General features: G+C 68.3%; 23 protein-coding genes. 19 read left to right on the plus strand and 4 right to left on the minus strand.

Annotated elements, in window-relative coordinates; genetic code table 11:
* Positions 1-148: 148 nt before the first annotated feature.
* From dnaK to DW298_RS10375, 18 genes are all read left to right on the plus strand, one after another.
* Entirely contained in the window at positions 149-2014 is a 1866-nt protein-coding gene (dnaK, locus tag DW298_RS10290) for a molecular chaperone DnaK (RefSeq protein ID WP_105711538.1), read from the plus strand.
* Between the two features lie 2 nt (positions 2015-2016).
* Entirely contained in the window at positions 2017-2673 is a 657-nt protein-coding gene (locus DW298_RS10295; protein ID WP_136042386.1) for a nucleotide exchange factor GrpE, read from the plus strand.
* Positions 2674-2680: 7 nt separating this feature from the next.
* On the plus strand, positions 2681-3664 hold the full coding sequence (locus DW298_RS10300) for a DnaJ C-terminal domain-containing protein (protein WP_136042387.1): 984 nt from the start codon (positions 2681-2683) through the stop codon (positions 3662-3664).
* Between the two features lie 151 nt (positions 3665-3815).
* On the plus strand, positions 3816-4229 hold the full coding sequence (locus DW298_RS10305) for a MerR family transcriptional regulator (protein ID WP_136042388.1): 414 nt from the start codon (positions 3816-3818) through the stop codon (positions 4227-4229).
* Positions 4230-4281: 52 nt separating this feature from the next.
* Entirely contained in the window at positions 4282-4944 is a 663-nt protein-coding gene (locus tag DW298_RS10310; RefSeq protein ID WP_136042389.1) for a GntR family transcriptional regulator, read from the plus strand.
* A 109-nt stretch (positions 4945-5053) separates the two neighbouring features.
* The gene (locus DW298_RS10315; RefSeq protein ID WP_136042390.1) at positions 5054-6022 is read left to right on the plus strand and encodes a tripartite tricarboxylate transporter substrate binding protein; all 969 of its coding nucleotides are present in this window, start codon (positions 5054-5056) and stop codon (positions 6020-6022) included.
* Between the two features lie 65 nt (positions 6023-6087).
* Positions 6088-6639 (plus strand): tripartite tricarboxylate transporter TctB family protein, encoded by a 552-nt coding sequence (locus DW298_RS10320; RefSeq protein WP_240745099.1) that lies wholly within the window; start codon positions 6088-6090, stop codon positions 6637-6639.
* Positions 6636-8291, plus strand: a complete 1656-nt coding sequence (locus DW298_RS10325; protein ID WP_136042392.1) for a tripartite tricarboxylate transporter permease — start codon at positions 6636-6638, stop codon at positions 8289-8291. The genes DW298_RS10320 and DW298_RS10325 overlap by 4 nt, the downstream gene beginning before the upstream one ends.
* Positions 8288-9157 (plus strand): dihydrodipicolinate synthase family protein, encoded by an 870-nt coding sequence (locus tag DW298_RS10330; protein ID WP_136042393.1) that lies wholly within the window; start codon positions 8288-8290, stop codon positions 9155-9157. The genes DW298_RS10325 and DW298_RS10330 overlap by 4 nt, the downstream gene beginning before the upstream one ends.
* A gap of 122 nt (positions 9158-9279) precedes the next feature.
* Positions 9280-9720, plus strand: coding sequence for a DoxX family protein (locus DW298_RS10335; RefSeq protein WP_105711546.1), 441 nt, complete (start codon positions 9280-9282; stop codon positions 9718-9720).
* 229 nt (positions 9721-9949) lie between these two features.
* Positions 9950-11242, plus strand: coding sequence for a sugar ABC transporter substrate-binding protein (locus DW298_RS10340; RefSeq protein ID WP_136042394.1), 1293 nt, complete (start codon positions 9950-9952; stop codon positions 11240-11242).
* 76 nt (positions 11243-11318) lie between these two features.
* The gene (locus tag DW298_RS10345) at positions 11319-12284 is read left to right on the plus strand and encodes a sugar ABC transporter permease (protein ID WP_136042395.1); all 966 of its coding nucleotides are present in this window, start codon (positions 11319-11321) and stop codon (positions 12282-12284) included.
* Positions 12281-13153 carry a carbohydrate ABC transporter permease gene (locus DW298_RS10350; RefSeq protein WP_136042396.1) on the plus strand — a complete coding sequence of 291 codons (873 nt, stop codon included), beginning with the start codon at positions 12281-12283 and terminating at the stop codon, positions 13151-13153. Before DW298_RS10345 ends, DW298_RS10350 begins: the two co-directional genes overlap by 4 nt.
* A gap of 27 nt (positions 13154-13180) precedes the next feature.
* The gene (locus tag DW298_RS10355; protein ID WP_136042397.1) at positions 13181-14014 is read left to right on the plus strand and encodes an SDR family oxidoreductase; all 834 of its coding nucleotides are present in this window, start codon (positions 13181-13183) and stop codon (positions 14012-14014) included.
* Positions 14011-14934, plus strand: a complete 924-nt coding sequence (locus DW298_RS10360) for a dihydrodipicolinate synthase family protein (protein ID WP_168429588.1) — start codon at positions 14011-14013, stop codon at positions 14932-14934. The genes DW298_RS10355 and DW298_RS10360 overlap by 4 nt, the downstream gene beginning before the upstream one ends.
* Positions 14935-15001: 67 nt before the next feature.
* On the plus strand, positions 15002-15991 hold the full coding sequence (locus tag DW298_RS10365) for a LacI family DNA-binding transcriptional regulator (protein ID WP_136042399.1): 990 nt from the start codon (positions 15002-15004) through the stop codon (positions 15989-15991).
* Between the two features lie 115 nt (positions 15992-16106).
* Positions 16107-17636 carry an FGGY family carbohydrate kinase gene (locus tag DW298_RS10370; protein ID WP_136042400.1) on the plus strand — a complete coding sequence of 510 codons (1530 nt, stop codon included), beginning with the start codon at positions 16107-16109 and terminating at the stop codon, positions 17634-17636.
* Positions 17633-19267 carry a fucose isomerase gene (locus DW298_RS10375; protein WP_136042401.1) on the plus strand — a complete coding sequence of 545 codons (1635 nt, stop codon included), beginning with the start codon at positions 17633-17635 and terminating at the stop codon, positions 19265-19267. Before DW298_RS10370 ends, DW298_RS10375 begins: the two co-directional genes overlap by 4 nt.
* 12 nt (positions 19268-19279) lie before the next feature.
* Here the strand turns inward: DW298_RS10375 and DW298_RS10380 are convergent, their stop codons facing one another.
* Entirely contained in the window at positions 19280-19525 is a 246-nt protein-coding gene (locus DW298_RS10380; protein WP_136042402.1) for a hypothetical protein, read from the minus strand.
* 226 nt (positions 19526-19751) lie between these two features.
* Between DW298_RS10380 and DW298_RS19655 the strand changes: the two genes are divergently transcribed.
* Complete coding sequence (locus DW298_RS19655) at positions 19752-20957, plus strand: endo-beta-N-acetylglucosaminidase H (RefSeq protein WP_240745100.1); 1206 nt, start codon at positions 19752-19754, stop codon at positions 20955-20957.
* A 17-nt stretch (positions 20958-20974) separates the two neighbouring features.
* Here DW298_RS19655 and DW298_RS10390 read toward each other — a convergent pair whose 3' ends face one another.
* From DW298_RS10390 to DW298_RS10400, 3 genes are read right to left on the minus strand one after another with little or no spacing between them, the layout of a single operon-like run.
* Complete coding sequence (locus DW298_RS10390) at positions 20975-24229, minus strand: GH92 family glycosyl hydrolase (protein WP_136042403.1); 3255 nt, start codon at positions 24227-24229, stop codon at positions 20975-20977.
* Complete coding sequence (locus tag DW298_RS10395) at positions 24226-25161, minus strand: carbohydrate ABC transporter permease (protein ID WP_136042404.1); 936 nt, start codon at positions 25159-25161, stop codon at positions 24226-24228. Before DW298_RS10395 ends, DW298_RS10390 begins: the two co-directional genes overlap by 4 nt.
* Positions 25158-26087 (minus strand): sugar ABC transporter permease, encoded by a 930-nt coding sequence (locus tag DW298_RS10400; RefSeq protein WP_136042405.1) that lies wholly within the window; start codon positions 26085-26087, stop codon positions 25158-25160. The genes DW298_RS10395 and DW298_RS10400 overlap by 4 nt, the downstream gene beginning before the upstream one ends.

The following is a 26087-nucleotide window of genomic DNA, read 5'->3' on the forward strand; positions in this document are numbered from 1 at the left end:
CAAGTTGATTTGACACGGTCAAGGCGCAGGCGTACAGTTGAGCCATCGCGACTCAGGTTTCCCTGATCGCCGCGGATTTCCGCACCACAGCGGAGATCCACCACAACGAACTTCCCAACCAAAGAACTTCCAACAAAGGAGAGAACACATGGCACGTGCTGTCGGTATCGACCTCGGAACCACCAACTCCGTCGTCAGCGTCCTCGAGGGCGGCGAGCCCAAGGTCATCGCCAACGCCGAGGGCTTCCGCACGACCCCCTCGGTCGTGGCCTTCACCAAAGACGGGGAGGTGCTCGTCGGTGAGACCGCGAAGCGCCAGGCCGTCACCAACGTCGACCGGACGATCGCCTCCGTCAAGCGCCACATGGGCACCGACTGGAGCTTCGACGTCGACGGCAAGAAGTGGACGCCGCAGGAGATCTCCGCGCGCATCCTCATGAAGCTCAAGCGCGACGCCGAGTCGTACCTGGGCGACACGGTGACCGACGCGGTCATCACCGTCCCCGCGTACTTCAACGACGCCGAGCGTCAGGCCACCAAGGAGGCCGGCGAGATCTCGGGCCTCAACGTCCTGCGCATCATCAACGAGCCCACCGCGGCCGCTCTGGCCTACGGCCTCGACAAGGGCAAGGAAGACGAGCTCATCCTGGTCTTCGACCTGGGTGGCGGAACGTTCGACGTGTCGCTGCTCGAGGTGGGCAAGGACGACGACTTCTCCACGATCCAGGTGCGCTCGACCGCCGGTGACAACCGCCTCGGTGGAGACGACTGGGACCAGCGTCTCGTCGACTACCTGATCAAGCAGTTCAAGGAGACCACGGGCGTCGACGTCTCGGGCGACAAGATCGCCCTGCAGCGTCTCAAGGAAGCTGCCGAGCAGGCGAAGAAGGAGCTCTCCTCCTCGACCTCGACCAGCATCAACCTGCCGTACCTGTCGCTGACCGAGTCGGGCCCGGTGTCGCTTTCCGAGACCATCACCCGCGCGAAGTTCGAGGACCTCACGAAGGACCTGCTCGACCGCACCAAGAAGCCGTTCGAGGACGTCATCCGCGAAGCCGGCATCAAGGTGTCCGAGATCGACCACATCGTGCTCGTCGGTGGATCGACGCGTATGCCCGCGGTCGCCGAGCTCGTCAAGCGCGAGACCGGCAAGGACGCGAACAAGGGCGTCAACCCGGACGAGGTCGTCGCCGTCGGAGCCGCGCTCCAGGCCGGTGTCCTCAAGGGTGAGCGCAAGGACGTCCTCCTCATCGACGTCACCCCGCTGAGTCTCGGCATCGAGACCAAGGGCGGCATGATGACCAAGCTCATCGAGCGCAACACGGCCATCCCGACCAAGCGCAGCGAGACCTTCACCACGGCAGACGACAACCAGCCGTCCGTCGCGATCCAGGTCTTCCAGGGCGAGCGTGACTTCACGCGCGACAACAAGCCGCTCGGCACGTTCGAGCTGACGGGTATCGCTCCGGCTCCCCGTGGCATCCCGCAGATCGAGGTCACCTTCGACATCGACGCCAACGGCATCGTGCACGTGTCCGCCAAGGACAAGGGCACCGGCACCGAGAAGTCGATCGTCATCTCCGGCGGCTCCTCGCTGTCGAAGGAAGACATCGAGCGCATGGTCCGCGAGGCCGAGGAGCACGCGGCCGAGGACAAGGCTCGCCGCGAGGCCGCCGAGGTCCGCAACCAGGCCGAGACTCTCGCGTACTCGATCGACAAGCTGATCACCGAGAACGACGACAAGCTGCCCGAAGACGTGAAGACCGAGGTCAAGGCCGACGTCGACGCGCTCAAGACGGCGCTGGCCGGCGAAGACGACGAGGCCGTGAAGACCGCGTTCGACAAGCTCAACCAGTCCCAGTCCAAGCTCGGCGAGGCCATCTACGCCTCCTCGCAGGCGGATGCCGCAGCCGGCGCTTCGGCTGAGGGCGAGGCTCCGGCCGGTGACGCTCCCTCCTCCGAGGAAGACGTCATCGACGCCGAGGTCGTCGACGACGAGGACGAGAAGAAGTAATCATGACGGACAAGAACTTCGACGAGAACCAGAATCCTGAGTCCGCCGAAGGTCGCAGCGAGGGGTCGGATGCTCAGGCATCCGGCCCCGCGCCGCACCACCCGGACTCCCGTGAAGCGGCCGCCGCCGAGGGGTCGGACGAGACCCCCGTCGACGGTGCGCCGAACGACCTCACGGTCGACGACATCCTCGGAGCGACCCAGACCGGCGAGGCCGCGGCGGAAGACGCTGTGCTCGCCGACCTCGAGTCGACCCTGCTGAACGACCTCAAGCGCCTCCAGGCCGAGTACGCCAACTACCGTCGCCGCACCGAGGAGCAGCGTCAGGTCGAGATCGAACGTGCGAAGGGCGAGGCCGCCAAGGGCCTGGTCCCCGTGCTCGACGACCTCGACCGCGCCGCTCAGCACGGCGATCTCGTCGACGGCACCCCGTTCGCCGTGATCGCCGACAAGGTGCGCACGGTCGTGGAGCGTCTCGGAGTGGTCGCGTACGGCGAGAAGGGCGAGGAATTCGACCCGCAGCGCCACGAGGCCATCTTCCAGCAGCCGACCCCCGGTGCCGAGAAGACCACGATCCTCGAGGTCGTCGAGGTGGGCTACCGCCTCGGAGACGTCGAGCTGCGCCCCGCGAAGGTCGTCGTCGCTGTCCCTGCGGAGTAGGTGATCGATGGCCAGCCAGGATTGGTTCGACAAGGACTTCTACAAGACCCTCGGGGTCTCCAAGGACGTCAGCGATGCGGATCTGAAGAAGACGTATCGTAAGCTCGCGCGGAAGTACCACCCGGACTCCAATCAGGGTGATGCCAAAGCGGAGGCCAAGTTCAAGGAGATCAGCGAGGCCTACTCCGTGCTCTCCGACGCCGAACAGCGCAAGGAATACGACGAGATCCGCGCCATGGGCTCCGGCGCTCGCTTCACCGCGAGCGGTCAGGGCGCCGGCGGCTTCGAAGACGTATTCAGCCGGTTCGGCCAGCAGGGCCGAGGGCAGACTGCCGACTTCGAAGACATCTTCGCGATGTTCAACCAGGGGCAGGGCGCGAGCTTCGGCAACGGCCGCTTCGGACAGACGAGCGGCGGATACCGCGGCTTCGGCGGTCCGCAGCGCGGCGCCGACGTCACGGCGCGCACCACGCTCGACTTCGTCACCGCCGTGCAGGGCGAGACCATCTCCCTGCAGGGCGAAGACGGCAAGCCGTTCAAGGTGAAGATCCCCGCGGGCGTCGCCGACGGGCAGAAGATCCGTCTGCGCGGCCGCGGTCGTCCCTCGCCCGACGGCGGAGAGAGCGGAGACATCGTGGTGCAGATCGCGGTGCGCCCGCATCCGGTCTTCACGCGCGACGGTCTGAACCTGCGGGTCGTCGTCCCGGTGACCTTCACCGAGGCGACTCTCGGCGCGACGATCGAGGTCCCGACGCTCAGCGGCGACGTGGTCAAGCTCCGCGTCGCACCCGGCACCCCCTCCGGGCGGGTGCTGCGCGTCAAGGGACGCGGAGTCACGACCTCCAAGGGCACCGGCGATCTGCTCGCCGAGCTCCAGGTCGCGGTGCCGACGCACCTCGACGACGCCGCACGCGAAGCACTGAAGAAGTTCCAAGAGCTCGAGCCCGAGGAGAACCCGCGGGCCGAGCTCATGGCGAAGGCACGGCGATGACGAGCCGGACTCTCGCCGACGCAGGCGTTCGCGCCGGATCAGGCCGTTCTGTGAAGAACTCGCCTGTTCCGGCGCTTCTGCCTGTTCCGGCGCGTCTGCCTGCGTGGGCGCTTCTGCCCGCCACCGACGGGGGAGGAGAGAGGTTCCTGTGATGAACGCTGACACCCCGGTGTTCGCGATCGCGGCCGCCGCCGAGCTGTCCGGCCTCCACCCGCAGACGCTGCGGCAGTACGACCGCATCGGTCTGGTCGTGCCCGGACGCACGCAAGGCGGATCCCGCCGCTACTCGCCCCGCAACATCGAGCAGCTGCGCGAGGTCGCCCAGCTCTCCTCCGAAGGCGTGAGCCTTCCTGCGATCGCGCGCCTGCTCGACCTCGAAGATGAGAACCGCGCGCTTCGCAGCCGCATCGCCGTGCTCGAGGGTGCACTGCGCGCCGAACGCGAGAATCGTCCCGGCGTGCGCGTGTTCGCCGCCGGTTCCTCGGGAGTGGTACCGATGCCGACCGGTCGTCGCCTGCGCCGCTCGACCGAGGTCGTGCTCTGGGACCCGCGCGGGAGCGCCTAGGCACCCCGCCCTGCGTGGTGTGTATCCTGTCAACAGTTAACAGGAGGTCACCATGACGCAGTCCGTGAAGCGTGGAGAATCCCTCGGCGCGCAGGTGGCCCGAGTCCTGCGGCAGCGCATCGTGCGCGGTGAACTCGCCCCCGGCGCACGTATCACCGAAGAGGCGCTGGCGGAGGAGTTCTCGGTCAGCCGCGGACCCGTGCGCGACGCGCTAACGCAGCTCAGCTTCGAGAAGCTCGTCGAAGTTCAGCGCCCCCGCGGCGTCTACATCGTCGGGCTCACCCATGACGACGTCGATCAGCTCTACAGCCTGCGCGGTGCCCTCGAGCAGCTCGCGCTCTCCCGGGCGATGCGCGTCGAGGACGACTCCCGCTGGACCGCGATGGCGGCCGCCGTCGGCCGCATGGGAGAGGCGGCGGATGCAGGCGATCACGCGGCCTTCGTCGTCGCCGACCTCGAGTTCCATTCGCAGATCTACGCCCTCGCCGACCACCCTCGCCTCGAGGGTGCGTGGAATCAGTACCTCCCGACGTTCACCGCTCTGCTCGAGGTCACCATCAACCACGACGAAGACCTGCACGAGTCATCCGGCGATCACGTGAAGCTCATGGACGTGATGCGCAGCGGGAAGCCCGCGCAGGCGGCGAAGGTGCTGTCGGAGCACCTGGACGGCGCCCGCGAACGCATGCTCGCCGAGCTCGCCGCCCGCGCCTGAGGGGGCGCATCCGCTCGCCGAAGAGGTCGCATGAGTGTTGACTGTTAACAGTCAACACTGCTAGCCTCAGGGAGTCGACAACAAGGTCGACCCACGTAGAGGAGCAAAGATGCCCCGCAAGCGCATCACCCGGGCGGCCGCCGCGATCGCCGCCCTCGCAGCCACCGCTCTCATCGTCTCGGCCTGCACCAAGGTCGAAGAGGGCGAAGAGGCCGGATCGGCCTTCCCCGAGAACGACCTCCGCCTCATCATCCAGGCCAACCCCGGCGGAGGCTCCGACCTCTCGTCGCGTGCGCTCGCCACGGAGCTCGAGAAGATCCTCGACGTCAGCGTCATCCCGGAGAACATGCCGGGTGCCGCCGGCGCCCTCGCGATGGAGTATGTGGGCGCACAGGATCCCGACGGCTACGTCATCGGATTCGCCCCCGTCGAGATCGCGATGCTGAACACCACGCAGGGTGCCGACGTCCTGCCCGAGAACTTCGACCTGCTCGGCCAGATCATGCTGGCCCCCGGAGTCGTCACGGTCGGCGCGAACAGCGGCATCGAGACACTGGAAGACCTCGTCACCCAGGCGAAGGCCGGCGCCGTCACCGTCGCGAACTCCGGCGCCGGCTCCATCTGGGAGGCCGCGACCGTCGGACTCGGCAGCGCGACCGACGCCGACTTCACCCCGGTCCCGTACGACGGCGGAGCGACAGCCGTCGCGGCGGCCGCCTCCGGTGAGACCGTCGCCGCCGTCTCCGGACTCGGCGAGGCGCTGGCCCAGGGCGAATCCGTGCGCATCCTCGCCGTCATGAACGACGTGCGGCACCCCGACGCGGAAGACGTCGAGACGGTCGAAGAGGCCATCGGCGAGAACGTCGTCTTCGGCGGCTGGGGTGGCATCTACGCACCCAAGGGCCTGCCGGATGACGTGAAGTCCACGCTCGAGGCCGCGGTCAAGGAGGCCGTCGAGTCCGACAGCTACCAGAAGTTCCAGGCCGACGCCGGGAACCTGGTCGTGTACCGCGACTCCGCCGAGTGGACGACGTTCGTGGACGAGCAGTTCGACCTGTTCAAGGACCTCCTGGGCTGAGAACACTGCGGGGCCGGTGCAGATCGGCCCCGCAGCTGTTCCTCGTCGACGAAAGAAGGAGCATGATGTCCACCCCCGACGCCGTTGCGGAACCGGCGGGCCACGACGAGCCTGCCGGCGAATACCAGGGCGCGCCCGCCTCCCGGCGCCTCGAGATCGTGTTCGCCGTCGTCTCCCTCGCCTTCACCTCCGGCTACCTCTTCCTCTCGACGCAGATCCCGCTGCGCCGCGAAGCCGCCGCCGGGCAGATCGACGCCCGTTTCTGGCCCCTCGTCATCGGGGTCACCGGAGTGGTCATCGCCATCGCGCTGCTCGCCGTCGCGATCACCCGCCCGGCCCCCACCCGCGAAGACCTCGAGCGCATCCAGCCCGGCGGCTACCTGCGCGTCATCGCCACCCTCGCGATCACCGGCGCCTTCATCGCGCTCTGGTCGCTGGGCTCGGTCGTCCTGTTCGGCTACCGCGTCGAGGTGTTCCCCGTCGCCGCAGCCCTGCTGATGGCCGCCCTCATGCTCCTCTACGGCCACCGCCGCTGGTTGAGCCTGATCATCTACTCCGCCTCCGTCACGGCGTTCGTCTACGTCGTGTTCGGGATGCTCCTGAGGATCCCCCTGTGAACGCGCTCATGGAGGGGCTGAACTCGCTCCTCGACATCTCGATCCTGCTCTACATGCTCGTCGGCCTCGTGCTCGGCTTCATGGTCGGAGCTTTCCCCGGCATCACCGCGACCATGGCCGTCGCGCTCGCCGCCGGATTCACGATGACCCTCGAACCCGTGCAGGGCCTCGCGGTGCTGCTCACCATCTACGTCGCCGCGAACTTCGGCGACCGGGTGCCGTCGATCCTCATCAACACCCCCGGGACTCCCGCCTCCATCGCCACCACCCTCGACGGTTATCCGATGGCCAAGCAGGGGAGGGCGGGTCTCGCCCTGACCATCTCGGCGATCGTCTCGGCGGTCGGCATCCTCGCCTCGCTCGTGCTGTTCTCGGTCGCGGCGGTGCCCATCGCCAGCTTCGCCCGCGACTACTTCAAGTCGCCGGAGCTGTTCGCACTCGTCGTCTTCGGCATCGCGATCATGATCGGCATCTCGTCGAAGTCGATGCTCAAGGGCATCCTCGCCGGACTCTTCGGCCTCATGCTCGGCAGCGTCGGCACCTACGCCGCGACCGCCGACCAGCGCTTCACCTTCGGGGTGCTCGAACTCGTCGAGGGCGTGAACTTCATCGCCGTCATCATTGGTCTCTTCGGCATCGCCGAGCTGTTCGACCAGCTGCTCACACACCGCAAGTCCGCCGTGCGTCCGATCTCGAGCCTCGGCCGCTGGTGGCCGAACCGCGCCGAGCTGAAGCAGAGCGGCCGCGCGACCGCGGTCGGCGGCGCCGTCGGACTCGGCGTCGGCCTCATCCCCGCGGCGGGCGGCGACATCGCCGGCCTCATCGGCTGGGAGAGGGCGCGCAAGGCCTCCAAGCACCCGGAGATGTTCGGCAAGGGGTCCATCGAGGGCGTCGCGGCCAGCGACACCGCCTCCAGCGCCACGCTCGGCGGCTCGCTCACCACCACCATGGCCCTCGGCATCCCCGGCGACTCGGTGATGGCCGTGATGATCGGCTCCATGATCATCTGGGGCATCACCCCCGGGCCGACGCTGTTCACGAACCGTCCCGACCTCGTGGTCTCGATCGTGGGCATCATGCTCATCGCGACGATCCTCTCGCTGGGCCTGAGCCTGGTGCGCATGAAGGGAATGGTGAAGCTCCTCGACGTGCCGCAGCCGTACCTGTGGAGCGGCATCCTGATCTTCTGCATCATCGGCACCTATGCCACCTCGAACAGCCTCTCGACCGTCGTCACCATGCTCGTGTTCGGTGTGATCGGCGTGCTGCTCAAGCGCATGCAGGTGCCCGCCGGTCCGATCGTGCTGGGCCTGCTCCTCGGACCGCTCGCCGAGGAGAACCTCGCCCGCACACTCGCGATCCTCCCCACGCGGCCGTTCTTCGAGGTCGTGAGCCCGATCGCGATCGTGCTGCTCGCGCTGGCCGTGCTCTCGATCGTGATGCCGGCGATCCGTGCCGCCCGCAGGCCCCGCGCCGAGCGCGCGGCACTCGCGGACTCGATCCTGCACGACGACAGCATCCAGCAGATCGAGAAGGCGCACGACGAGCTCGCCGCTCAGCCCGACCTCCTCACCTCCACCGTCCGCAACGTCGACGTCCCCGCGCGCCGCGCCCGCAAGTCCCGCAAGAACTCCGAGGAGACCGAGAAGTGACCCGCTACGACATCCTGACCGCCGTCCCGACCGCGTTCCGCCGCGACGGCAGCCTCGACCTGGAGGGGTCGCGCGCGATCTTCCGCTTCGTCGGCCAATCGGGTAACGAGGGCGCGTTCATCCTCGGCACGACAGGGGAGTTCCCGGCCGTCGACGTCGCCGAGTTCACGGCCCTCGTCGCCGCCGCCGTCGAGGAGTTGCACGACCGGATGCGCGTCATCGTGCACGTCGGCCAGCCCAGCACCTTCGAGGCGGTGCGGCTCGTCGATATCGCCAAGGGCCTCGGCGCGACCGAGTTCGCCGCGCTCACGCCGTACTACCTGAAGTCGACCGAGGACGCGATCTTCGACTACTTCCAGGCGGTCTCGGATGCCGTCGGCGACGGGCGCCTGTACGTCTACATCTACCCGGCCCGCAGCGGCAACACCGTCTCGCCCGAACTGCTGGTGCGGCTCGCGGAGCTGCCCAACATCGTCGGAGCCAAGCTCAGCGAGCTGTCCCTCGACGAGATCGCGGCATACCGCGCCGTCGTCCCCGCGGACTTCGAGCTGTACACCGGCGCCGACCGCGACCTCATCGCCGCCGTCGACGCGGGGGCGCAGGGGGTCGTGTCCGGAGTCTCGTCGGTCACCCCGAAGCCGTTCCGCGCGCTGGCGGACGCCGGACGATCGGGTGATGCCACGGCGATCGCGGCCGCCCAGTCCGCGGTCGACGACGTGGTCTCCCTGATCGGCGGGGACATGGCGCGCATGAAAGAGGCGTACCGCGTGCTCGACGTCGTCGACGCCTACTGCCGCATGGCCATCGCCGAGCCGAGCGATGCCGAGCGCACCGCCGTCGCCGAGGTGGTCGCCGCGCACCGCTGACCGGGGCCGCGTAGGAGCGCGATCACAGGAGATGGAAAAGTGCGCTTCCTAGCGTGGAAGCAGGGAACGACCCTGCTCCGCGCCTGGCGCGCGGGTGTCCTGCCACGAAGGAAGAACTCCTCATGACGAACACCAAAGCCTCCTCCGCCGCACCCTCGCTGGGACTCCTCGTCCTGCGCGTGGTCGTCGGTGCGATCTTCGCCGCGCACGGCGCGCAGAAGATCTTCGAGTTCACGCTGCCCGGAACGATCGGCAGCTTCGCCGGCATGGGGATCCCCCTCCCCGAGATCGCGGCGCCGGTCGTCGCCTTCGTCGAGCTCGTGGGCGGTCTCCTGCTGATGCTCGGGCTCTTCACTCGCCCCGTCGGCATCCTGCTCGCGGTCGACATGATCGTCGCGCTCGTCGCCGTGCACCTTCCCGCCGGTCTCTGGGTCGGAGAGGGCGGATACGAGTTCGTCGCCGTCCTCGGCGCGGCAGCGCTGGCCCTCGCGTTCACCGGTGCCGGGCGGTTCTCGGTCGACGGTGCGTTCCTGCGCGGACGAGCACCGGCCTGGCTCGCCTGACCGGAGAGCAGTGACACGGATGCCGCGGGGGTGACCCCCGCGGCATCCCTCGTCTGCGGGGGATGCGCGGCGTTCTGGTGAACGGATGAGACGCGATAAGGTTGCGTAACCATTTCATTCTTGACACCGCTGTGAATGCGGAGTTATGGTGATGAAACCGATTTCACGCAGACCCGGCGAGAACTCGGATGCACCGTCGCATAGAACTTGCTGCCCAAAGGAGTGAACAGTGAAGTCGAACCACGCACACCCGTCCCGCCGCGCACGCGCGCTGCGGATCACCGGCCTCGTCGCCGTCGCGACCATCGCCCTGGCCGGCTGCGCCGCCGGCGACGACTCGTCGGATGCCGGGAGCGCCGGGGGAGAGCTCACGTTCTCCAACTGGCAGTTCCTCGAAGACGGCAAGGGCCCGATCATCTGGGACGCCGTCAAGGGCTACACCGGGCCGGACGACAACGTCGAGCTCACCAAGGTCGAGATCCCGTTCGCGAACTACGCCGACAAGCTCAGCACCGAGCTGGGTGCCGGCGGCGGCCCCGACGTCATGGTGCTGCAGGACAGCCAGTTCGCCTCGCTCGTCGACGCCGGCGTGCTCGAGCCGCTCGACGACATCGCCGACGAGCTCGGCGACTCCCTGAACAACACGAACGAGGCCGGAGTCTTCGACGGCGGGCAGTACGGCTTCAACTGGGAGCGCCCGACCTACAGCACCGTCATCTACAACAAGGACATCTTCGCCGAGCTGGGGCTGGAGGTTCCGACGACGTTCGACGAGTTCCTCACCACGGCGAAGACGATCAAGGATGAGCTGGGGATCGCCGGCTGGGCCGGCCGTCACCAGACCGCCGAGATCGACGGCTGGACGCTGGAGATGGCCAACTGGATCTACGGATTCGGCGGCGAACTCAGCGACGGGAAGAAGCTGACCATCGACAAGGCCGAGAACGTCGAGGCCGTCGAGGCGTTCCTCGAGACGTTCGCCTCGGGCGTCGCCCCCATCGGCGACGACGCGTCGACCTTCCGCGCGAAGTTCGGCCAGGGGCAGGTCGGAATGCTGTTCGAGAACTCCGGCGTCGCGACGACCATCACGAGCAACCCGGACAACGCCGTGAACGGCCAGAACATGGGCGCGGCTCCGTTGCCCCTCGCGAACCCCGGCTCGAACTCGCAGCTGATCATCGCCGTCAACGCGAACAGCGACAACAAGGAGGCCGCCAAGGACTTCGTGCGCTGGGTCCTCGGCGAAGAGGGGCAGACCGCCATCCGCGCGGGCCTCGGCGCCTCGGCCATGGCCACCGACGTCGAGCCGGACGCCGCCTTCCTGGAGGCGAACCCGTGGGCGACGCAGTTCCTCGAAGCCGCCAAGACCTCGAAGTCGACCCTCGTCGAGGGCTTCGAGACCGAGAGCAAGGTCGTCTGGCGTGAGGTCCTCACCGCGGTCGAAGCCCTGCGGGTCAACGGCGGCGACGTGAAGTCGAAGCTCGCCGAGGTGCAGGAGAGCCTCGAAGCCGAGCTCGGCTGAGCACTCCGAGGGGCGGGCTTCACCCCCGTCGCCCGCCCCTCGGTCATCCCTACGACACGCGAAAGGACCCCCGGCCATGGCCACCCCCACGCTCGAGGCGCGACCCACGACGCCCTCTGCCTCGCCGCCACGGCGACGCCGCGACACCGGCGCGATCGGACGCTTCATCGAGCGCAACGGCGCCTACCTCTTCCTCTTCCCGGCGATCGCCTACCTGGCGATCTTCACGGTCTTCCCGCTGATCCGCGGCGTGCTGCTGTCCTTCACCGCGACCAAGCTCGTCAACCCCTCCGGGGGACGGCCGGTCGGCATGGAGAACTACGAGTACCTGCTGTCGAGCGACAAGTTCTGGTCGTCCGTCATCACGACCCTCCTCTACACGCTCTTCACGGTGGTCTTCTCGGTCGGGATCGGCACGGCCGGAGCGCTGCTGCTCAACACCGCATTCAAGGGTCGCGGCATCATCCGCGCGATCGCCACGATCCCGTGGGCGGTGCCGACAGTGGCCGCCGCCCTCATCTTCGTCTGGATCTACAACAACGAGCAGGGCATCCTGAACCGCACCACCGCAGCGCTCGGTCTCGGTGAGCACGGCTGGCTCGTCGATCCGAAGTACGGGCTGTTCGCGGTGACGCTCGCGACGGTCTGGAAGCTCACGCCGCTCGTGATGCTGGTCATGCTCAGCGCCCTGCAGAGCGTGCCGCACGAGCTCCGAGAAGCGACCTGGGTCGACGGCGCCACGCGCTTCCAGTCCTTCCGTGCGGTCACCCTGCCGCACATCATGCCGACCGTCCGCGTCATCACGCTGCTCATGACGATCTGGTCGATCCGGCGCTTCGAGATCATCTTCCTGATCACGGGTGGCGGGCCGCTCGACGTCACCAACACGCTCGTCGTCAACGTCTACCGCACCGCGTTCCAGGATCAGAACCTCGGACGGGCCGCGGCGATCGGCGCCCTCGGTCTGGTGCTGTCGCTGTTGGTGACGGTCGTCTACTTCATCGTCGAGCAGATCCAAGAACGTCAGGAGAGCCAGCGATGACCACCGTGCGCATCCCCACCGATCTCCCGCGTCGCCGCGGGATCGGCGCCAAGTTCGGCAGCCTCGGCAAGGCCGTCCTCATCACGCTGCTGGTCGTCTTCGCCGGATTCCCGGTGTACTGGATGCTGGCCACATCGCTCGGCACCGAGGCGTCGCTCTACGGCGGCAGCCAGCCGCTGCTCCCCGAGGTGCAGAACATCGGCCAGTGGGGCGGCTTCCTCTCCGACATCCCGATCCTGCGCTGGCTCGGCAACTCGTTCGTGATCGCCGCCGGCACGACGATTCTCAGCCTCGTGCTGGCGACCATGGCCGCCTATGCGCTCAGCCGGTACAAGTTCCACGGCCGCGGCGTCGCCGGCTTCATCTTCTTCAGCACCCAGATGCTGCCGGAGGCGCTGATCATCGTCCCCCTCTACGCGATCTTCGCCGGCGCCGGGCTGCTCAACAGCCACTGGGGGCTCGTCCTCGCCGACACCGCGTTCGTGATGCCGGTGAGCATGTTCATCATCAAGAGCGGCATCGACAAGATCCCGTACGAGATCGAGGAGTCGGCCCGCATCGACGGGTGCTCGCGCCTGCGCATCCTGACCACGATCGTCCTGCCGCTGATCATGCCGAGCATCGCGGCCGCCGCCGTCATCGCGTTCTTCGACGGCTGGAACGAGTTCATGTTCGCGAACACCTTCATCTCGTCGTCCGACCTGTGGCCGGCATCCGTCGGGCTGTCGTCGTTCCTCGGGCAGTTCTACACGCCGATGAACGTCGTCATGCTGTGCGCGCTGCTGTTCGCGCTGCCCGCGATCATCTTCTTCCTGTGGGCGCAGCGCGGCATCGTGTCCGGGCTCACCGCGGGATCCGTCAAGGGCTGAGCGCCCTGCAATCTGGAGTATCGATACATGTCTGAAGGACTCGACCCGCTCTTCTCGGTGCGGGACAAGGTGGTCGTCGTGACCGGCGGCTTCGGCCAGATCGGAGCGGAGTTCGTCCGCTCGCTGCACCAGCGAGGCGCGCGCGTCGCGGTGACCTCCCGCAGCGAGGTGGCCGATCCCGCCGCGCGTCTCGGCATCGACGACCCGGATGGACGGCTGCTCGCCCTGGCGATGGACATCACCGACCAGGCCAGTGTCGACGCCGGGCTCGACCGGGTCGCCGAGACCTGGGGTGTGCCGACCGTCGTCGTCAACAACGCCGGTCTCGACACGCAGCCCAGCGCGCCGCCCGAGGTCTCCGGACCGTTCGAGGAGTTCCCCGTCGAGGTGTTCCGCGAGGTCGTCGACACCAACCTCGTCGGCACGTTCCTCGTGACGCAGGCAGCGGGCCGGCGGATGCGCGACGCCGGCGTCGGCGGCTCGATCGTGAACGTGGGGTCGATCTACGGCATGGTGTCTCCCGTGCAGGACATCTACGCCTACAAGGCCGAGGACACCGGCATCCCCTTCATCAAGCCGGTCGCGTACTCGGCCGCGAAGTCGGGGCTCTACAACCTCACCCGCTACTGCGCCACGTATTGGGGGCGTGCGGGCATCCGCGTCAACACGCTCACGCCCTCGGGGGTCCGCCGGGACACGCAGGACGCGAAGTTCCAGGCGAACTACATCGCCCGGATGCCGATCGGACGGATGGCCGAGGCCGACGAGTACAACGGCGCCCTGGTCTTCCTCGCGTCCGACGCCTCGACGTACATGACCGGCTCCAACCTGGTGGTCGACGGCGGATGGACCGCGTGGTGAGCGACCTGCTCGGCACACGTCTGTTCACGGCGGCGGTCACCCCGATGCGCCGCGACGAGAGCGTCGATCACGGGGCGCTGGCGACCATGCTCGACGCCGACATCCGCCGCGGCGTCGAAGGCCTCTACATCTGCGGGTCCTCCGGCGAGGGCGTGCTGCTCTCCGAGGCCGAGCGCATCGCGGTGGCGGAGACCGCGGTGACGGCCGCCGCGGAGCGCGTGCCCGTGGTCGCGCACGTCGGAGCGATGTCGACGGGAGAGGCGGTCCGCATCGCCGCCGCGGCGAAGCAGGCCGGTGTCGGGGCGATCTCGATGATCCCGCCGCTGTACTACGGCTATTCCACCGCGGATGTCGTGCGGCACCTCCGCACCGTGATCGATGCGGTCGAGCTTCCCTTCATCCTCTACAACATCCCGCAGTTCACGGGACGGGACATCTCGGAGGGCGGCTTCGACGAGCTGCTCGCGCTGCCGCAGGTGATCGGCGTCAAGCACACCTCGCGCAACCTCTACGGCGCCGAGCGGATCCTCCGCCGCTACCCGCACCTGACCCTGATCAACGGCTTCGACGAGTTCTACCTCCCAGCTCTGTCGATCGGCGCCCGCGGAGCGATCGGCACCACCGTGAGTCTGCAGATCGAGCTCTTCCGTTCGCTCCGGCGGCGATTCGACGCGGGAGACCTCGCGGGAGCGCGCGCCGTGCAGGTGCGCATCAACGACACCGTCGAGGGCATGGTCGAGGTGGGCGTGTTCGGTGCGGCCAAGTACCTCGGCGGCAAGCTGTCGACGCCGCTCGGCGACTGCCGCTCCCCGCTCCCGGCGCTCGACGACGACGGGCGCGCGCGCCTGGACGTGGTCTTCGCCCGGCTGCAGGAGAACATCGCGGTCACCGCCGAGGAGGATGCCCGCGCGGGCTCGTGACGTGTGATCGCGGGCGTCGTCCGGGGAGGCCGGTAGGGTGAAGCATCCGGGCAGCAGAGGGCGGGAAATGACCACGATCTACGACGTCGCGCGGCGTGCGGGCGTCTCGCCGGCCACCGTCTCGCGGGTGTTCAACGGAACCCGGGTCTCGCCCGAGAAGATCGAGGCCGTGCGGGCTGCGGCGGAGGAGCTGAACTTCACGCCGAACCGCGCTGCACGCACCCTGCGCACGCAGAGCTCGGAGGTCATCGCGCTCGTCATCCCCGACATCGAGAACCCGTACTTCACCGAGATGGCTCGCGGGGTCGAGGATGTGGCTTCCGAAGCCGGATACTCGGTCGTGCTCTGCAACTCCGACTCGCAGACCGTCAAAGAGGCGACGTACCTGCAGATCGCGATCGCCGAGCACATGTCGGGCGTCATCATCGCGGCCGCGTCGAAGGAGACGGATCTCGAGAGCATCCTCTCCACCGGTCGGCCGGTGGTGGCCGTCGACCGCGTCACCCGCCACGAGCTCGATGTGGTGGTGATGGCGAACCGTGAGGCGGGCGTCGCGGCGACCGAGTCCCTGATCGCCGCCGGCTACCGGCGCATCGCCTACATCGGCGGTCCGGAAGACATCGACACCGCGGCCGACCGCGCCGCCGGCTGGCGGGCGGCGCTCACCTCGGCGAGACGTGCGGCCGACATCGACCAGCTGCAGCGGTTCGCGACCTTCCGTGTCGACGGCGCGCGTGCGGCGATGGAAGAGCTGCTCGCCCTTCCCGAGCCGCCCGACGCCGTGGTCGCCGGGAACAACCTCATCGGCGTCGGAGCGATCCAGGTGCTCACCGAGCACGGACTCACCCCGCCGGCCGTCGGGGTCGCCGTCGTCGGATCCCTGCCCTTCACGACGCTCTCGCCGACCGCCGTCACGATGGTGCGGCTGCCCGCCCGGCACATGGGCGTCACCGCGGCGCGCATGCTCCTCGAGCGCATCGCCGGCGACACCCATGCCCCGCGCACGGTCGTGCTGCGGGGCGAGACCCGCCACGCGACAGCCCCACGCTCGGCCTGACGTCGAACTGATCCCGGCCTGACGTCGGCCGACTGCATACGCAACCATCATTCTTGCTTGCGTTGTGAAATCGATTTCAGTTACGATCTCCTCAGGCGTGATCAAGGAGGACACCATGCGATGCACCCTCGGGGTGGATGTCGGCACATCGAGCACCAAAGGCGTGCTCGTGGCGGCTGACGGAACCATCATCGCCACCACCACCCGGACGCACGACGTCTCCCGGCCGCGCACCGGCTGGGTGGAGATGGATGCCGCGATCTGGTGGGACGAGTTCGTCGACATCGCCCGCGAACTGCTCGCGGCGCACCCCGACGCGGAAGTCGTCGCCGTGGGTGTCAGCGGGATGGGTCCCTGCATCCTCCTCGCCGACGAGAACGACCAGCCGGTCCGGCCCGCGATCCTCTACGGCGTCGACACCCGCGCTTCCGCCCAGATCGAGCGGATGACCGCCGAGCTCGGCGTCGAGGAGATCACGCGCATCGGAGGCTCGGTGCTCACCTCGCAGGCCGGCGGCCCGAAGATCGCCTGGATCGCGGAGGAGGAACCGGAAGCCTGGGCACGCGCCCGCCGGCTGTTCATGCCCGCATCCTGGCTCGTCCGTCGGCTCACCGGCGCGTACGTCTTCGACCACCAGTCCGCGAGCCAGGTCTCGCCGCTCTACGACATCGAGAGCGAGCGGTGGCATGCCCCGTTCTGGGGTCGCTACGCCACCACGATCGTGCAGCCGCGCCTGGCCTGGGCGGGCGACATCGCCGGCGCCGTCACCGTGCAGGCATCCGCAACGACCGGGATCCCGGCTGGCACGCCCGTCATCACGGGCACGATCGACGCCTGGACCGAGGCCGTCAGCGTCGGCGCGCACGAGACGGCCGACCTCATGCTCATGTACGGGACGACCATGTTCATGGTGTTCACCAACGCGGAGACGCCGGGGGAGCCCGCGCTGCGCACACCGTCGATGTGGACCACGGCCGGGGCGTTCCCCGGAACCCGCAACCTCGCCGGCGGCCTCTCGACGTCCGGCGCGCTGACCGCCTGGCTGAAGGAGCTGACCGGCACCGACTATCCCGAACTCCTCGCCGAGGCGGAGGCATCGGGGGTCGGCGCCCGGGGTGTGCTGATGCTCCCGTACTTCGCCGGCGAACGCACTCCCATCCAGGACCCGAACGCGCGGGGCGTGATCGCCGGACTGACTCTGGAGCACACCAGGGGAGACCTGTACCGGGCAGCGCTCGAGGCCACAGCGCTCGGTGTGCGGCACAACGTCGAGACCATGCGGGCCGCCGGCGCCGATATCCGCCGGATCGTCGCCGTCGGCGGTGGCACGCAGGGCCGGCTGTGGCTGCAGATCGTCTCCGATGTCACCGGCCTCGTGCAGGAGGTGCCGCAGACGACGATCGGTGCGAGCTACGGCGCCGCCTTCCTGGCCGCGGTCGCCGTGGCGGCCGACGGCGAAGCGCCGCTCATCACCGACTGGAACCCCATCACGGAGCGCATCACCCCGAACCCCGACCTGCGCCTCGCCTACGACACCCTCTTCGACCGGTACGTGCGCCTGTACGACGCGACGAAGGGCGTCGTCCATGAACTCGCCGCCGAGCAGCGCGGCACCACACCCATCCCCAACCCGGAGGCATCATGACCACCTACACCCTGCCCGCACGGGCATCCCGTCCGGCAGTCGCTCCGCAGACGGCGTACCTCATCACCTCGGGCGACCTGCGGGAATCCGCGAACATCGCCGGATGGCCCACCCAGGTCGAGCTCGAGGCCGGCGTCACGGGCGTGCTCGCGGATCTCGGCTGGGAGGTCATCCGACCCTTCGGCGTCGACCCGGAGACCGGTCACGGATTCATCTCCAGCCAGCGCATGGGGCTGGAGGTGTTCAAGGACATCCCGGTCGACGCCCCGCTGGTCGTGGCGATCGCCAACTGGCAGTACTCCCACCACGTGCTCGCCGGTCTCCGCACCCACCAGGGGCCGATCCTCACGGTCGCGAACTTCGCCGGCGACTGGCCGGGGCTCGTCGGACTCCTCGGCCTGAACGCCGGCCTGACGAAGATGGGCAAGCCCTACGCCACGACCTGGTCCGTCGACTACACGGACGACTGGTTCAAGGCGGGCATCGAGGAGTGGACGCAGACGGGCGCCATCACCCACGACGCCTCGCACGTGCGCGCGCTCCCCACCCTCCCCGACAGCCCCGAGAAGCAGCTGGGCGAGGCGCTCGCCGCGGAGCTGCTCGCCGAGAAGGCCATCATCGGCGTCTTCGACGAGGGCTGCATGGGCATGTACAACGCGATCTTCGACGATGAGCTGCTCAACCAGACGGGCATCTACAAGGAGCGACTGTCGCAGTCGGCCCTGTACGCCGAGATGCTCGAGGTCACCGAGGCCGAGGCGGACGCCGCCTACGACTGGCTGATCGACGCGGGCATGACCTTCCGGTACGGCGAGGACGCCACCACCGAACTCACCCGCGAGCAGGTGCAGTGGCAGCTGAAGATGTACATCGCCGCGCTCCGCATCGCCGACGACTTCGGACTCGATGCGGTCGGCATCCAGTACCAGCAGGGTCTGAAGGACCTGGTGCCGGCATCCGACCTGGCCGAGGGCATCCTGAACTCGACCCAACGCCCCCCGGTGACCTCGCGCGACGGCTCGCGGGTGCTGCACGAGGGGCGCGCGTTCCCGCACTTCAACGAGGCCGATGAGGGCGTCGCGGTCGATGCGCTCGTGACCGACCGCGTCTGGCGTGCGATGGGCCTCGTGCCCGACAACACCCTGCACGATGTGCGCTGGGGCGAGGAGTACGACGGACAGTTCGTCTGGGTCTACGAGATCTCGGGCTCGGTTCCGGCATCTCACCTGGGCGGATGGCAGAACGCCGAGGGCTGGCGGCAGGGGCACGTGTTCTTCCCCGCGGGCGGAGCCACGATCAACGGTGTCTCGAAGCCCGGCGAGATCGTGCTGTCGCGTGTGTTCATCGCCGACGGCATTCTGCAGGCCGACATCTTCCGCGCCTCGGTCGTCGAGCTGCCGGCCGAGGAGACCCAGCGCCGTAAGGACGCAACGAACCCGGAGTGGCCGATCGCGCACGTCGTGCTGCACGGCGTCTCCCGCGATCAGTTCATGGCTCGCCACAAGGCGAACCATGCGCAGCTCGTCTACGCTCCGGATGCCGAGACAGCCGACAAGGCCCTGATCGCGAAGGCCGCGATGTTCGCCGGGATGGGCATCAAGGTCAACCTCGTGGGAGACGTCGCGGTCTGAACCGGCGGTGGATTATTGTGACCGCCAGAACCGCACGGCGAGGTTCGTGAGTTCTTTGTCGAGGTCGTCGACCTTCGACTCGATGCGCCCCAGGCGTGCGTCGACGCCGTCGATGCGCGCCGAGAGGGTGGCGTCGACTCGGCCGACCTCGGCGCGGATCACTCGGCTGAGCTGCGTCGTCATGAGCGTCATGCCACCGAGCATGACGGCGGCGAACACCCCGATCAGCGTCCATACCTGTGGGTCGTTCAAGCGCATGCCTCCAGTCTGAATCCGGGTGCCCACGTTGTCACGGTATTCCGGTGTCGCGACGCCGGGAGGCCGCCAATTGTGGGCACAGCCCTGGGCTCACGCCTCGGTGCAGAACGAAAGTTCGCCTCTCGATAGCGGTTCTTCACCTCCGTCCACTTAAGCGATATAGTCGGCCGCAGGCCGCGCTGATGCGGCCTGATCTCGATATCGATGATGAAGGAGACGATCTGCAATGAGTCAGCCGCACGTCAGGATTCACCGGTTCCGAAAGGGGCTCGCCGCCGTCGCGGGTCTTGCGCTCGCGGTTTCGGGCGCTGTCGCCGTGTCGCCGGCCGCCGCGACAGAGAAGCCCGGGGAAGATCCGCAGCTCGCCGTCTACATCGAAGTCAACTCGAACGATTTAGCGAATGTCGCCGACTACACGCTCGCCGACTCAGGCCGACCGGCCGTCGACCTGGCGATGATCTTCGCCGCCAACATCAACTACGACGGTGAGAAGGCGTACCTGCACTTCAACGAGCGCGTCACCGAGACCCTCGACGACGCGGAGAATCAGATCCGACCCGTGCAGGCGCGCGGCACGAAGGTGCTGCTCTCGGTGCTCGGCAATCATCAGGGGGCGGGTTTCGCGAACTTCACGTCCTATGAGCAGGCGGATGCGTTCGCCGCGCAACTCGCCGATGCGGTGACGACCTACGGGCTCGACGGCATCGACTTCGACGACGAGTGGACGAACTACGGGGCGAACGGCACGCCGCAGCCCAACGCGGAGTCGTTCGGATGGCTGGCCACGGCACTCCGCGATCGTCTCGGCCCCGACAAGATCATCAGCCTGTATGCGATCGGCGAGACGTACACCGTGACGGACTTCAGTCTGTTCGACGCCGCAGCGGTGCTCGACTACGCCTGGAACCCGTACTACCCGACCTACAACGCACCCACCGTTCCCGGGCTCGACGACAGGTCCCGCCTCGGAGCAGCGGCGATCGACCTCTCGAACGTGAGCGCGGCGACGGCGACGGACTTCGCCGAGCGCACGGTCTCCGACGGCTACGGCGTCTACGTGGCGTACAACCTCACGGCGACGGATCAGTCCGATCTCCTCTCCGGCATCACGCAGGAGCTCAAGGGCGAGGCGACGGAGTACCGGGCGGCGCCGAAGGACACCACGGCCCCCACCGTGACCGTCAAGAAGGGAACGCCCTTCACCACGGGGACGGACGCCGGCTACTCGAAGGTCAGCTTCAAGCTCCACGATGCGGGAAAGATCGACCGCGTGTCCGTCAACGGCGTGCAGAAGGACCTCACCGACGACAAGTGGAGCGACCTCAACTTCGTGAAGCCCGGCGTTTTCGGCGCTGTCGCCGGTGCCAACACGCTCGAGGTGTTCGACGTCGCGGGCAACCGCACCGAGGTGCCGTTCGTCCTGACGCCGTGATCAGCACACCTGACTGATCAGTCCAGGTCGAAGAACTCGAGCTGACGGATCGTGACCTCGGCCACCGCGCGTACGCGGAGTGCCGAGGTCACGACCCGCGAGGTCAGCGTGAAGGGCGTCGTGCGGTCTGCCGGCAGTTCCGCGCTGTGCGTCATCATGACCGGCATCCACCGGCCATCCGTCCCCTCGGCCTCCCATCGAAGGGTCGACGACGACGCGGCCACCACAAGCGTCACGCTGACGTCGGTGACGCCTCGAGGCTCCCCGAACCGCCATCCCACCCATTCCCCGGGGCGCAGCACGACTCCGGCATCACCCGATGGCGAACCGTCGTCGAAGATCCGCTCGGGAGCGACCGTCTCGGGCGACGCGATGAGGTGACCGGGGCCGGACGTCAGATCCGCCCGCCAGACCGCGACGTCTCCGGCGGGAGGGGCCTGTTCGAGCGCGGTGGCCGGGTCGACCCCGAACTCCAGCTCCAGCACGGCGTCGCCGACGAGCGCGTCGATCGGCAGCTCGGCCGTCGGCAGCGAGACCCCGTCGAGGCGAGCCCGCTGCAGGATGCGCGCCGACGGCTCACTCCGCACGGACCGGATGCGCAGCGAGGAGCCGTCGCCGCGATCCACACGGACGTCGTCGAAGAGAGGCGACCCGATCCGCAGCCGGCCAGAGGCGAGTTCCAGCGGATAGAGCCCGAGCGCGGCCCACAGCCACCAGGCGCTCATCTCGCCGTTGTCCTCGTCGCCCGGGAACCCCTGGCCGATGTGCGCGCCGGCGAACAGGCGTCCGGCGAGGTCGTGCGCGGTACCGGCGGTCTTCCACGGCCGGTCGCTGAACGCGTACATGAAGGGGATGTGGTGCGCCGGCTGGTTCGAGATCGCGCACATCCCGGCACGGAGCGCCCGCGCCTCCCGCTGCTCATGGATGACGGTGCGGTACGCACCGCCGAAGCGCTCGTCGGCCGTCTCCGGCTCTGCGAACAGGGCGTCGAGGTGGCGTCCGAGACCGGCGGGACCTCCGTAGAGGTCGGCGAGGCCTGCGCCGTCGTGCACGGCGCCGACCGACATGCCCCAGGCGTTGGTCTCGACGTTGTCGCCGCCCCAGGATCGCGGATCGAACCCGGAACGGGCGAACGCGCCCTCGTCATCCCTACCGCGGAAGAACCCGGTGTCGTGGTCGAACAGTGCGCGGTACGACCGGGCGCGATTCTCGAAGTATCGGGCGAAGGATCGATAGCGCGCGGCAGCGGATTCGGTCTCGGATGCGGAATCGGATGCGACCTCTCGGGCGAGCTGCGCCGCGAGCCTCCCGAGCGCGGCATCGCTCACCGCGTTCTCGATGCTCCAGCTCATGCCCTCGGGCACGTTCGAGGAGATGTATCCGGTGAATCGGCCCCTCGCGATGCCCTTGCGGCCGCGGCGCGCATCCGGCCCCGGCTCGCACGCGTTCCGCCATCCGCTCTCGAACGCGGTGACGCGGTCGAAGTCCACGCCCCAGCGTGCGGCGTCGGCGAAGATCTGGTCGCTCGACGTGCCGACCATGCTGTCGACATAGCCCGGTGCGCTCCATCTCGCCATCCAACCGCCGCGACGGTACTGCTCGAGCTGACCGTCGAGGAGCCGCCCGGCGAGTGCGGGGTCGAGCAGGGCGAGAGCCGGCCATTCGGTGCGATAGGTGTCCCAGTAGCCGTTGTTGACGACGAGTTCGCCGTCGACGGCCGGCGGAACTCCGCTCCCGTCGTGCGACTCGCGCGCGGCGAACACGTCGGCGAACCGCCAGACGGGCGCCTCCGCTGTCCCGGCGTTCTCGGCCGCGCTGTTGGGGTACAGGTGCATCCGGTGGAGCGCGGCGGCGATCCGTGCCCGATTCTCCTCGTCGGCGAGCGATCGGTACGGGGCGTCGGCTTCCGGAAGCGGCGGGATCGTGACGCGGCCGAGCAGCCGGTTCCAGGCGTCAGCCGCCGCGTTTCGCAGCTCCTCATAGGGGATCGTCTCCGGAGCCTCGGAGTCGAGACTGTGCCGGGCCTGCTCCACCGACAGGAAGGAGATGCCGATGCGCACCTCGAGCGACCCGCGTCCGCCGACGTATCCCGCGACCCGGCCCCGCCCGTCGTCGTGGAGTGGTCCACGGTCAGTGTTCTCCTCGCCGTGCGGAGCCTGCTGCACCGATCCGGCGAAGAAGCAGCGGGGCGCGTTGCCCCAATCCTCCGGGCCCTCAGGGATCCAACCCTCGAAGCCCCCGTCATCGGTCCAGTCGAGGCATCCGTCGTCGGTCAACTGATCGATGATGAACCCCACCGGCGCGTCAGCATCCGCACTGCGCACGCGGAACGCGGCTGCGCGCGACGTCGCCGTCATCTCGACGCGCAGGTCGTCGCCGAGCTCCGCCGCGTACTCGTGCGGCCGGGCGCGTTCGGTGCCGGGCACGATCCAGCGCCGGCGAGCCGCGTGCGACGAGGCGGGGCGGCCGAGGAACGGCATCAGCTGCAGCACCGAGCGATCGCCGATCCACGGGCTCGGTTGATGGGAGAACTGCAGTGCTTCCAACCGGCGACCTTGAGGATCGTCGTGCAGGAAAGGACGGTAGGGCCAGCGGGCGTCCTCCGCGTCGGTCGCCGGGGTGACGAACGTGAACCCGTGCGGCATCGCCACCGCCGGGATGGTGTTGCCGCGTGAGAACCGCGGGCCCGAATGTGATCCGCGCCGGGTGTCGACCCGTTCGACGGGGGCGAGGTCGGCGGAGGGAGCCCGCTCCTCGACCACGACCTGCACGAACCCGGCGCACCGAGCGGGCAGGTCCGCGCCGTCGGGGAGGGATGCGGTGCCGGGGAGGGACGCGGTGCCGAGCACGATCTCGACGGTGCCGCTGCGGCGTGCGAACGGGGCGAGGGAGACGGTGTCGGCGTTCCACTGCTCGGGCATGCTCCACCGGGCATCGAACTGGGCGTGCGCCGTGACGGGGAAGTCGTAGCGATCGCGCACGGCCGAAGCCTCGCTCAGTCGTGTTCCCTCGGGGAAGCGCACATCCACCGTCACGGCGAGCGCCGCGTGCGGGGCGAGCGTCGCTGCGGGGCCGTCGGCATAGAACGCCCAGTGCAGCACGGTGTTCGCGGAGATCTCGAGGTCGGCGAGCCCCGGCACATCGATCCGCTGCTCGCCGGCGGCCGGATCGAACGCGAAGGCGTACACCGCGCCGGGCAGCACGCCCGCACGAGGACGGGACGAGGGAGGATCTGCCGGCCCGTCCGCCAGCGTCAGATGCGCGGCGCTCACCCCTTGATCGCGCCCTCCTGCACGCCCTTGAAGAAGAACCGCTGCGTGAACGAGAACATGATGACGATCGGCACGAGCGCGATCATGGTGCCGGCGGCGATCAGGCGCGGGTCGACCGAGAAGCTGCTGTTCAGGTACGCCATGCCCACCGTCAGGGTGTACTTCGACGGATCCGAGAGCACGATGAGCGGCCACAGGTAGTCGTCCCAGGCGCCGATGAACGCGAAGATCGCGACCACCGAGACCATCCCGCGGATGTTGGGCCACACGATGTGCCGGATGCGCTGCCAGGTCGTCGCGCCGTCGACGGTCGCGGCATCCAGCACGTCCTTGGGGATCATGCGGCACGCGGTGGCGATCAGCAGCACGTTCATCGCACTGATCGCGCCGGGGAGGAAGACGCCCCAGAGGGTGTCGGCCAGCCCCAGAGCGCGGATCGTGAGGAAGTTGCTGGTCACCGTCACCTCACCGGGGAAGAGCAGCGTCGACAGCAGGATCGCCATCACGATCCACTTGCCGCGGAACCTCATGCAGCCCAGGGCGTAGCCCGCGAACGTCGCCAGGACCACGTTGCTGACGACCGTGCCGACCGAGACGAGCAGTGAGTGCCAGGCATAGAGGTACACCGGCACGATGTCGGCGACCCTGCTGTAGTTCTGTAGCGTCGGCTCGCGCGGGATGAGCTCGGGCGGGAACGAGTAGATGTTCTCCTGCGGCCCCTTGAACGAGGTCGACAGCTGCCAGATGAACGGCCCGATGACGAGCACGAGCACGAAGAGGAGAAGGGCGCATCGAGCGATCAGCCCGCCGAGGGTCGGCTTGCTGAAGTCGCCGGAGCCGCGGCGGCGGAACATGCGCTCCCGGGGCGGTGCCGACAGGTCTTCGGAGGGTCGGGCGTCGTCGGTCGAGCGGGGCGGCGTGAGCGTGCTCATGCGGAGACCTTCGCCTTCTTCTCGCGATTCATGACGGCGATCGCGACGAGGGGGATGAGGGTGAGCAGGAACAGCGCCACGCTGATGGCGGAGGCGTAGCCGATGTTCCCGTTGAGGCCGGAGCCGACCTGGCGGATGAGCATCACGAGCGACATGTCGTATCCGCCCGGGCCGCCCGTGCTCTTGGAGAGCACATCGAGCTCGGCGAACACCCTCATGGCGGACACGGCGATGAGCACCGAGATGAGGAGCATCGCGCCGCGCACCGAGGGGATCGTCACCGACAGGAAGCGACGGAAGGAGCCTGCGCCGTCGAGCATCGCCGCCTCGTGCAGCTCCTTGCCGACGTTCCCGAGCGCCGCGAGGTACACGACCATGTAATAGCCCAGGCCCTTCCAGACCGTGAGCAGGATGGCGCAGCCGAGCAGCAGCCAGCGGTCGACGAGGAACGCCATCGGCTTGTCGACCAGCCCGAGGAACTCGAGCGTCTGGTTGATGATGCCCCGGCTGTCGAACAACCAGGTCCAGATGAGGGCGACCACGACCACCGAGGCGATCACGGGGAAGTAGAAAGTGGTGCGGAAGAACGAGATGCCCGGCAGCTTCTTCTGCACGAGCAGCGCCAGAAGGAGCGGGAGGATCGTGAGCAGCGGCACGCACACCACCACGTAGATGAGACACGTGGTGAGGGCGTTCCAGAACATCTCATCGCCGAACATGCGCTCGTAGTTCGCGCCGCCGACGAACTCAGGCGTCCGCAGGGGCTTGGCATCGGTGAAGCTGAGGAAGACCGTGTTCAGGAACGGCCAGAGGGCGAACACCAGCACCCAGGCGACGGCGGGCCCGAGGAGCAGCCAGGGTGTGAACCACCGGTGGGATCTCATCGTGGTCTTCCTGCCGGCCGGGATGCCGGTGCTCGCACGCAT

Source organism: Microbacterium sp. A20, assembly GCF_004794515.1.
GTDB lineage: Bacteria > Actinomycetota > Actinomycetes > Actinomycetales > Microbacteriaceae > Microbacterium.

Coding starts and splice junctions, on each gene's coding strand:
- dnaK (WP_105711538.1), top strand. CDS start 149: ATGGCACGTGCTGTCGGTATCGACCTCGGAACCACCAACTCCGTCGTC.
- DW298_RS10295 (WP_136042386.1), top strand. CDS start 2,017: ATGACGGACAAGAACTTCGACGAGAACCAGAATCCTGAGTCCGCCGAA.
- DW298_RS10300 (WP_136042387.1), top strand. CDS start 2,681: ATGGCCAGCCAGGATTGGTTCGACAAGGACTTCTACAAGACCCTCGGG.
- DW298_RS10305 (WP_136042388.1), top strand. CDS start 3,816: ATGAACGCTGACACCCCGGTGTTCGCGATCGCGGCCGCCGCCGAGCTG.
- DW298_RS10310 (WP_136042389.1), top strand. CDS start 4,282: ATGACGCAGTCCGTGAAGCGTGGAGAATCCCTCGGCGCGCAGGTGGCC.
- DW298_RS10315 (WP_136042390.1), top strand. CDS start 5,054: ATGCCCCGCAAGCGCATCACCCGGGCGGCCGCCGCGATCGCCGCCCTC.
- DW298_RS10320 (WP_240745099.1), top strand. CDS start 6,088: ATGTCCACCCCCGACGCCGTTGCGGAACCGGCGGGCCACGACGAGCCT.
- DW298_RS10335 (WP_105711546.1), top strand. CDS start 9,280: ATGACGAACACCAAAGCCTCCTCCGCCGCACCCTCGCTGGGACTCCTC.
- DW298_RS10345 (WP_136042395.1), top strand. CDS start 11,319: ATGGCCACCCCCACGCTCGAGGCGCGACCCACGACGCCCTCTGCCTCG.
- DW298_RS10350 (WP_136042396.1), top strand. CDS start 12,281: ATGACCACCGTGCGCATCCCCACCGATCTCCCGCGTCGCCGCGGGATC.
- DW298_RS10355 (WP_136042397.1), top strand. CDS start 13,181: ATGTCTGAAGGACTCGACCCGCTCTTCTCGGTGCGGGACAAGGTGGTC.
- DW298_RS10365 (WP_136042399.1), top strand. CDS start 15,002: ATGACCACGATCTACGACGTCGCGCGGCGTGCGGGCGTCTCGCCGGCC.
- DW298_RS10370 (WP_136042400.1), top strand. CDS start 16,107: ATGCGATGCACCCTCGGGGTGGATGTCGGCACATCGAGCACCAAAGGC.
- DW298_RS10375 (WP_136042401.1), top strand. CDS start 17,633: ATGACCACCTACACCCTGCCCGCACGGGCATCCCGTCCGGCAGTCGCT.
- DW298_RS10380 (WP_136042402.1), bottom strand. CDS start 19,525: ATGCGCTTGAACGACCCACAGGTATGGACGCTGATCGGGGTGTTCGCC.
- DW298_RS19655 (WP_240745100.1), top strand. CDS start 19,752: ATGAGTCAGCCGCACGTCAGGATTCACCGGTTCCGAAAGGGGCTCGCC.
- DW298_RS10395 (WP_136042404.1), bottom strand. CDS start 25,161: ATGAGCACGCTCACGCCGCCCCGCTCGACCGACGACGCCCGACCCTCC.
- DW298_RS10400 (WP_136042405.1), bottom strand. CDS start 26,087: ATGCGTGCGAGCACCGGCATCCCGGCCGGCAGGAAGACCACGATGAGA.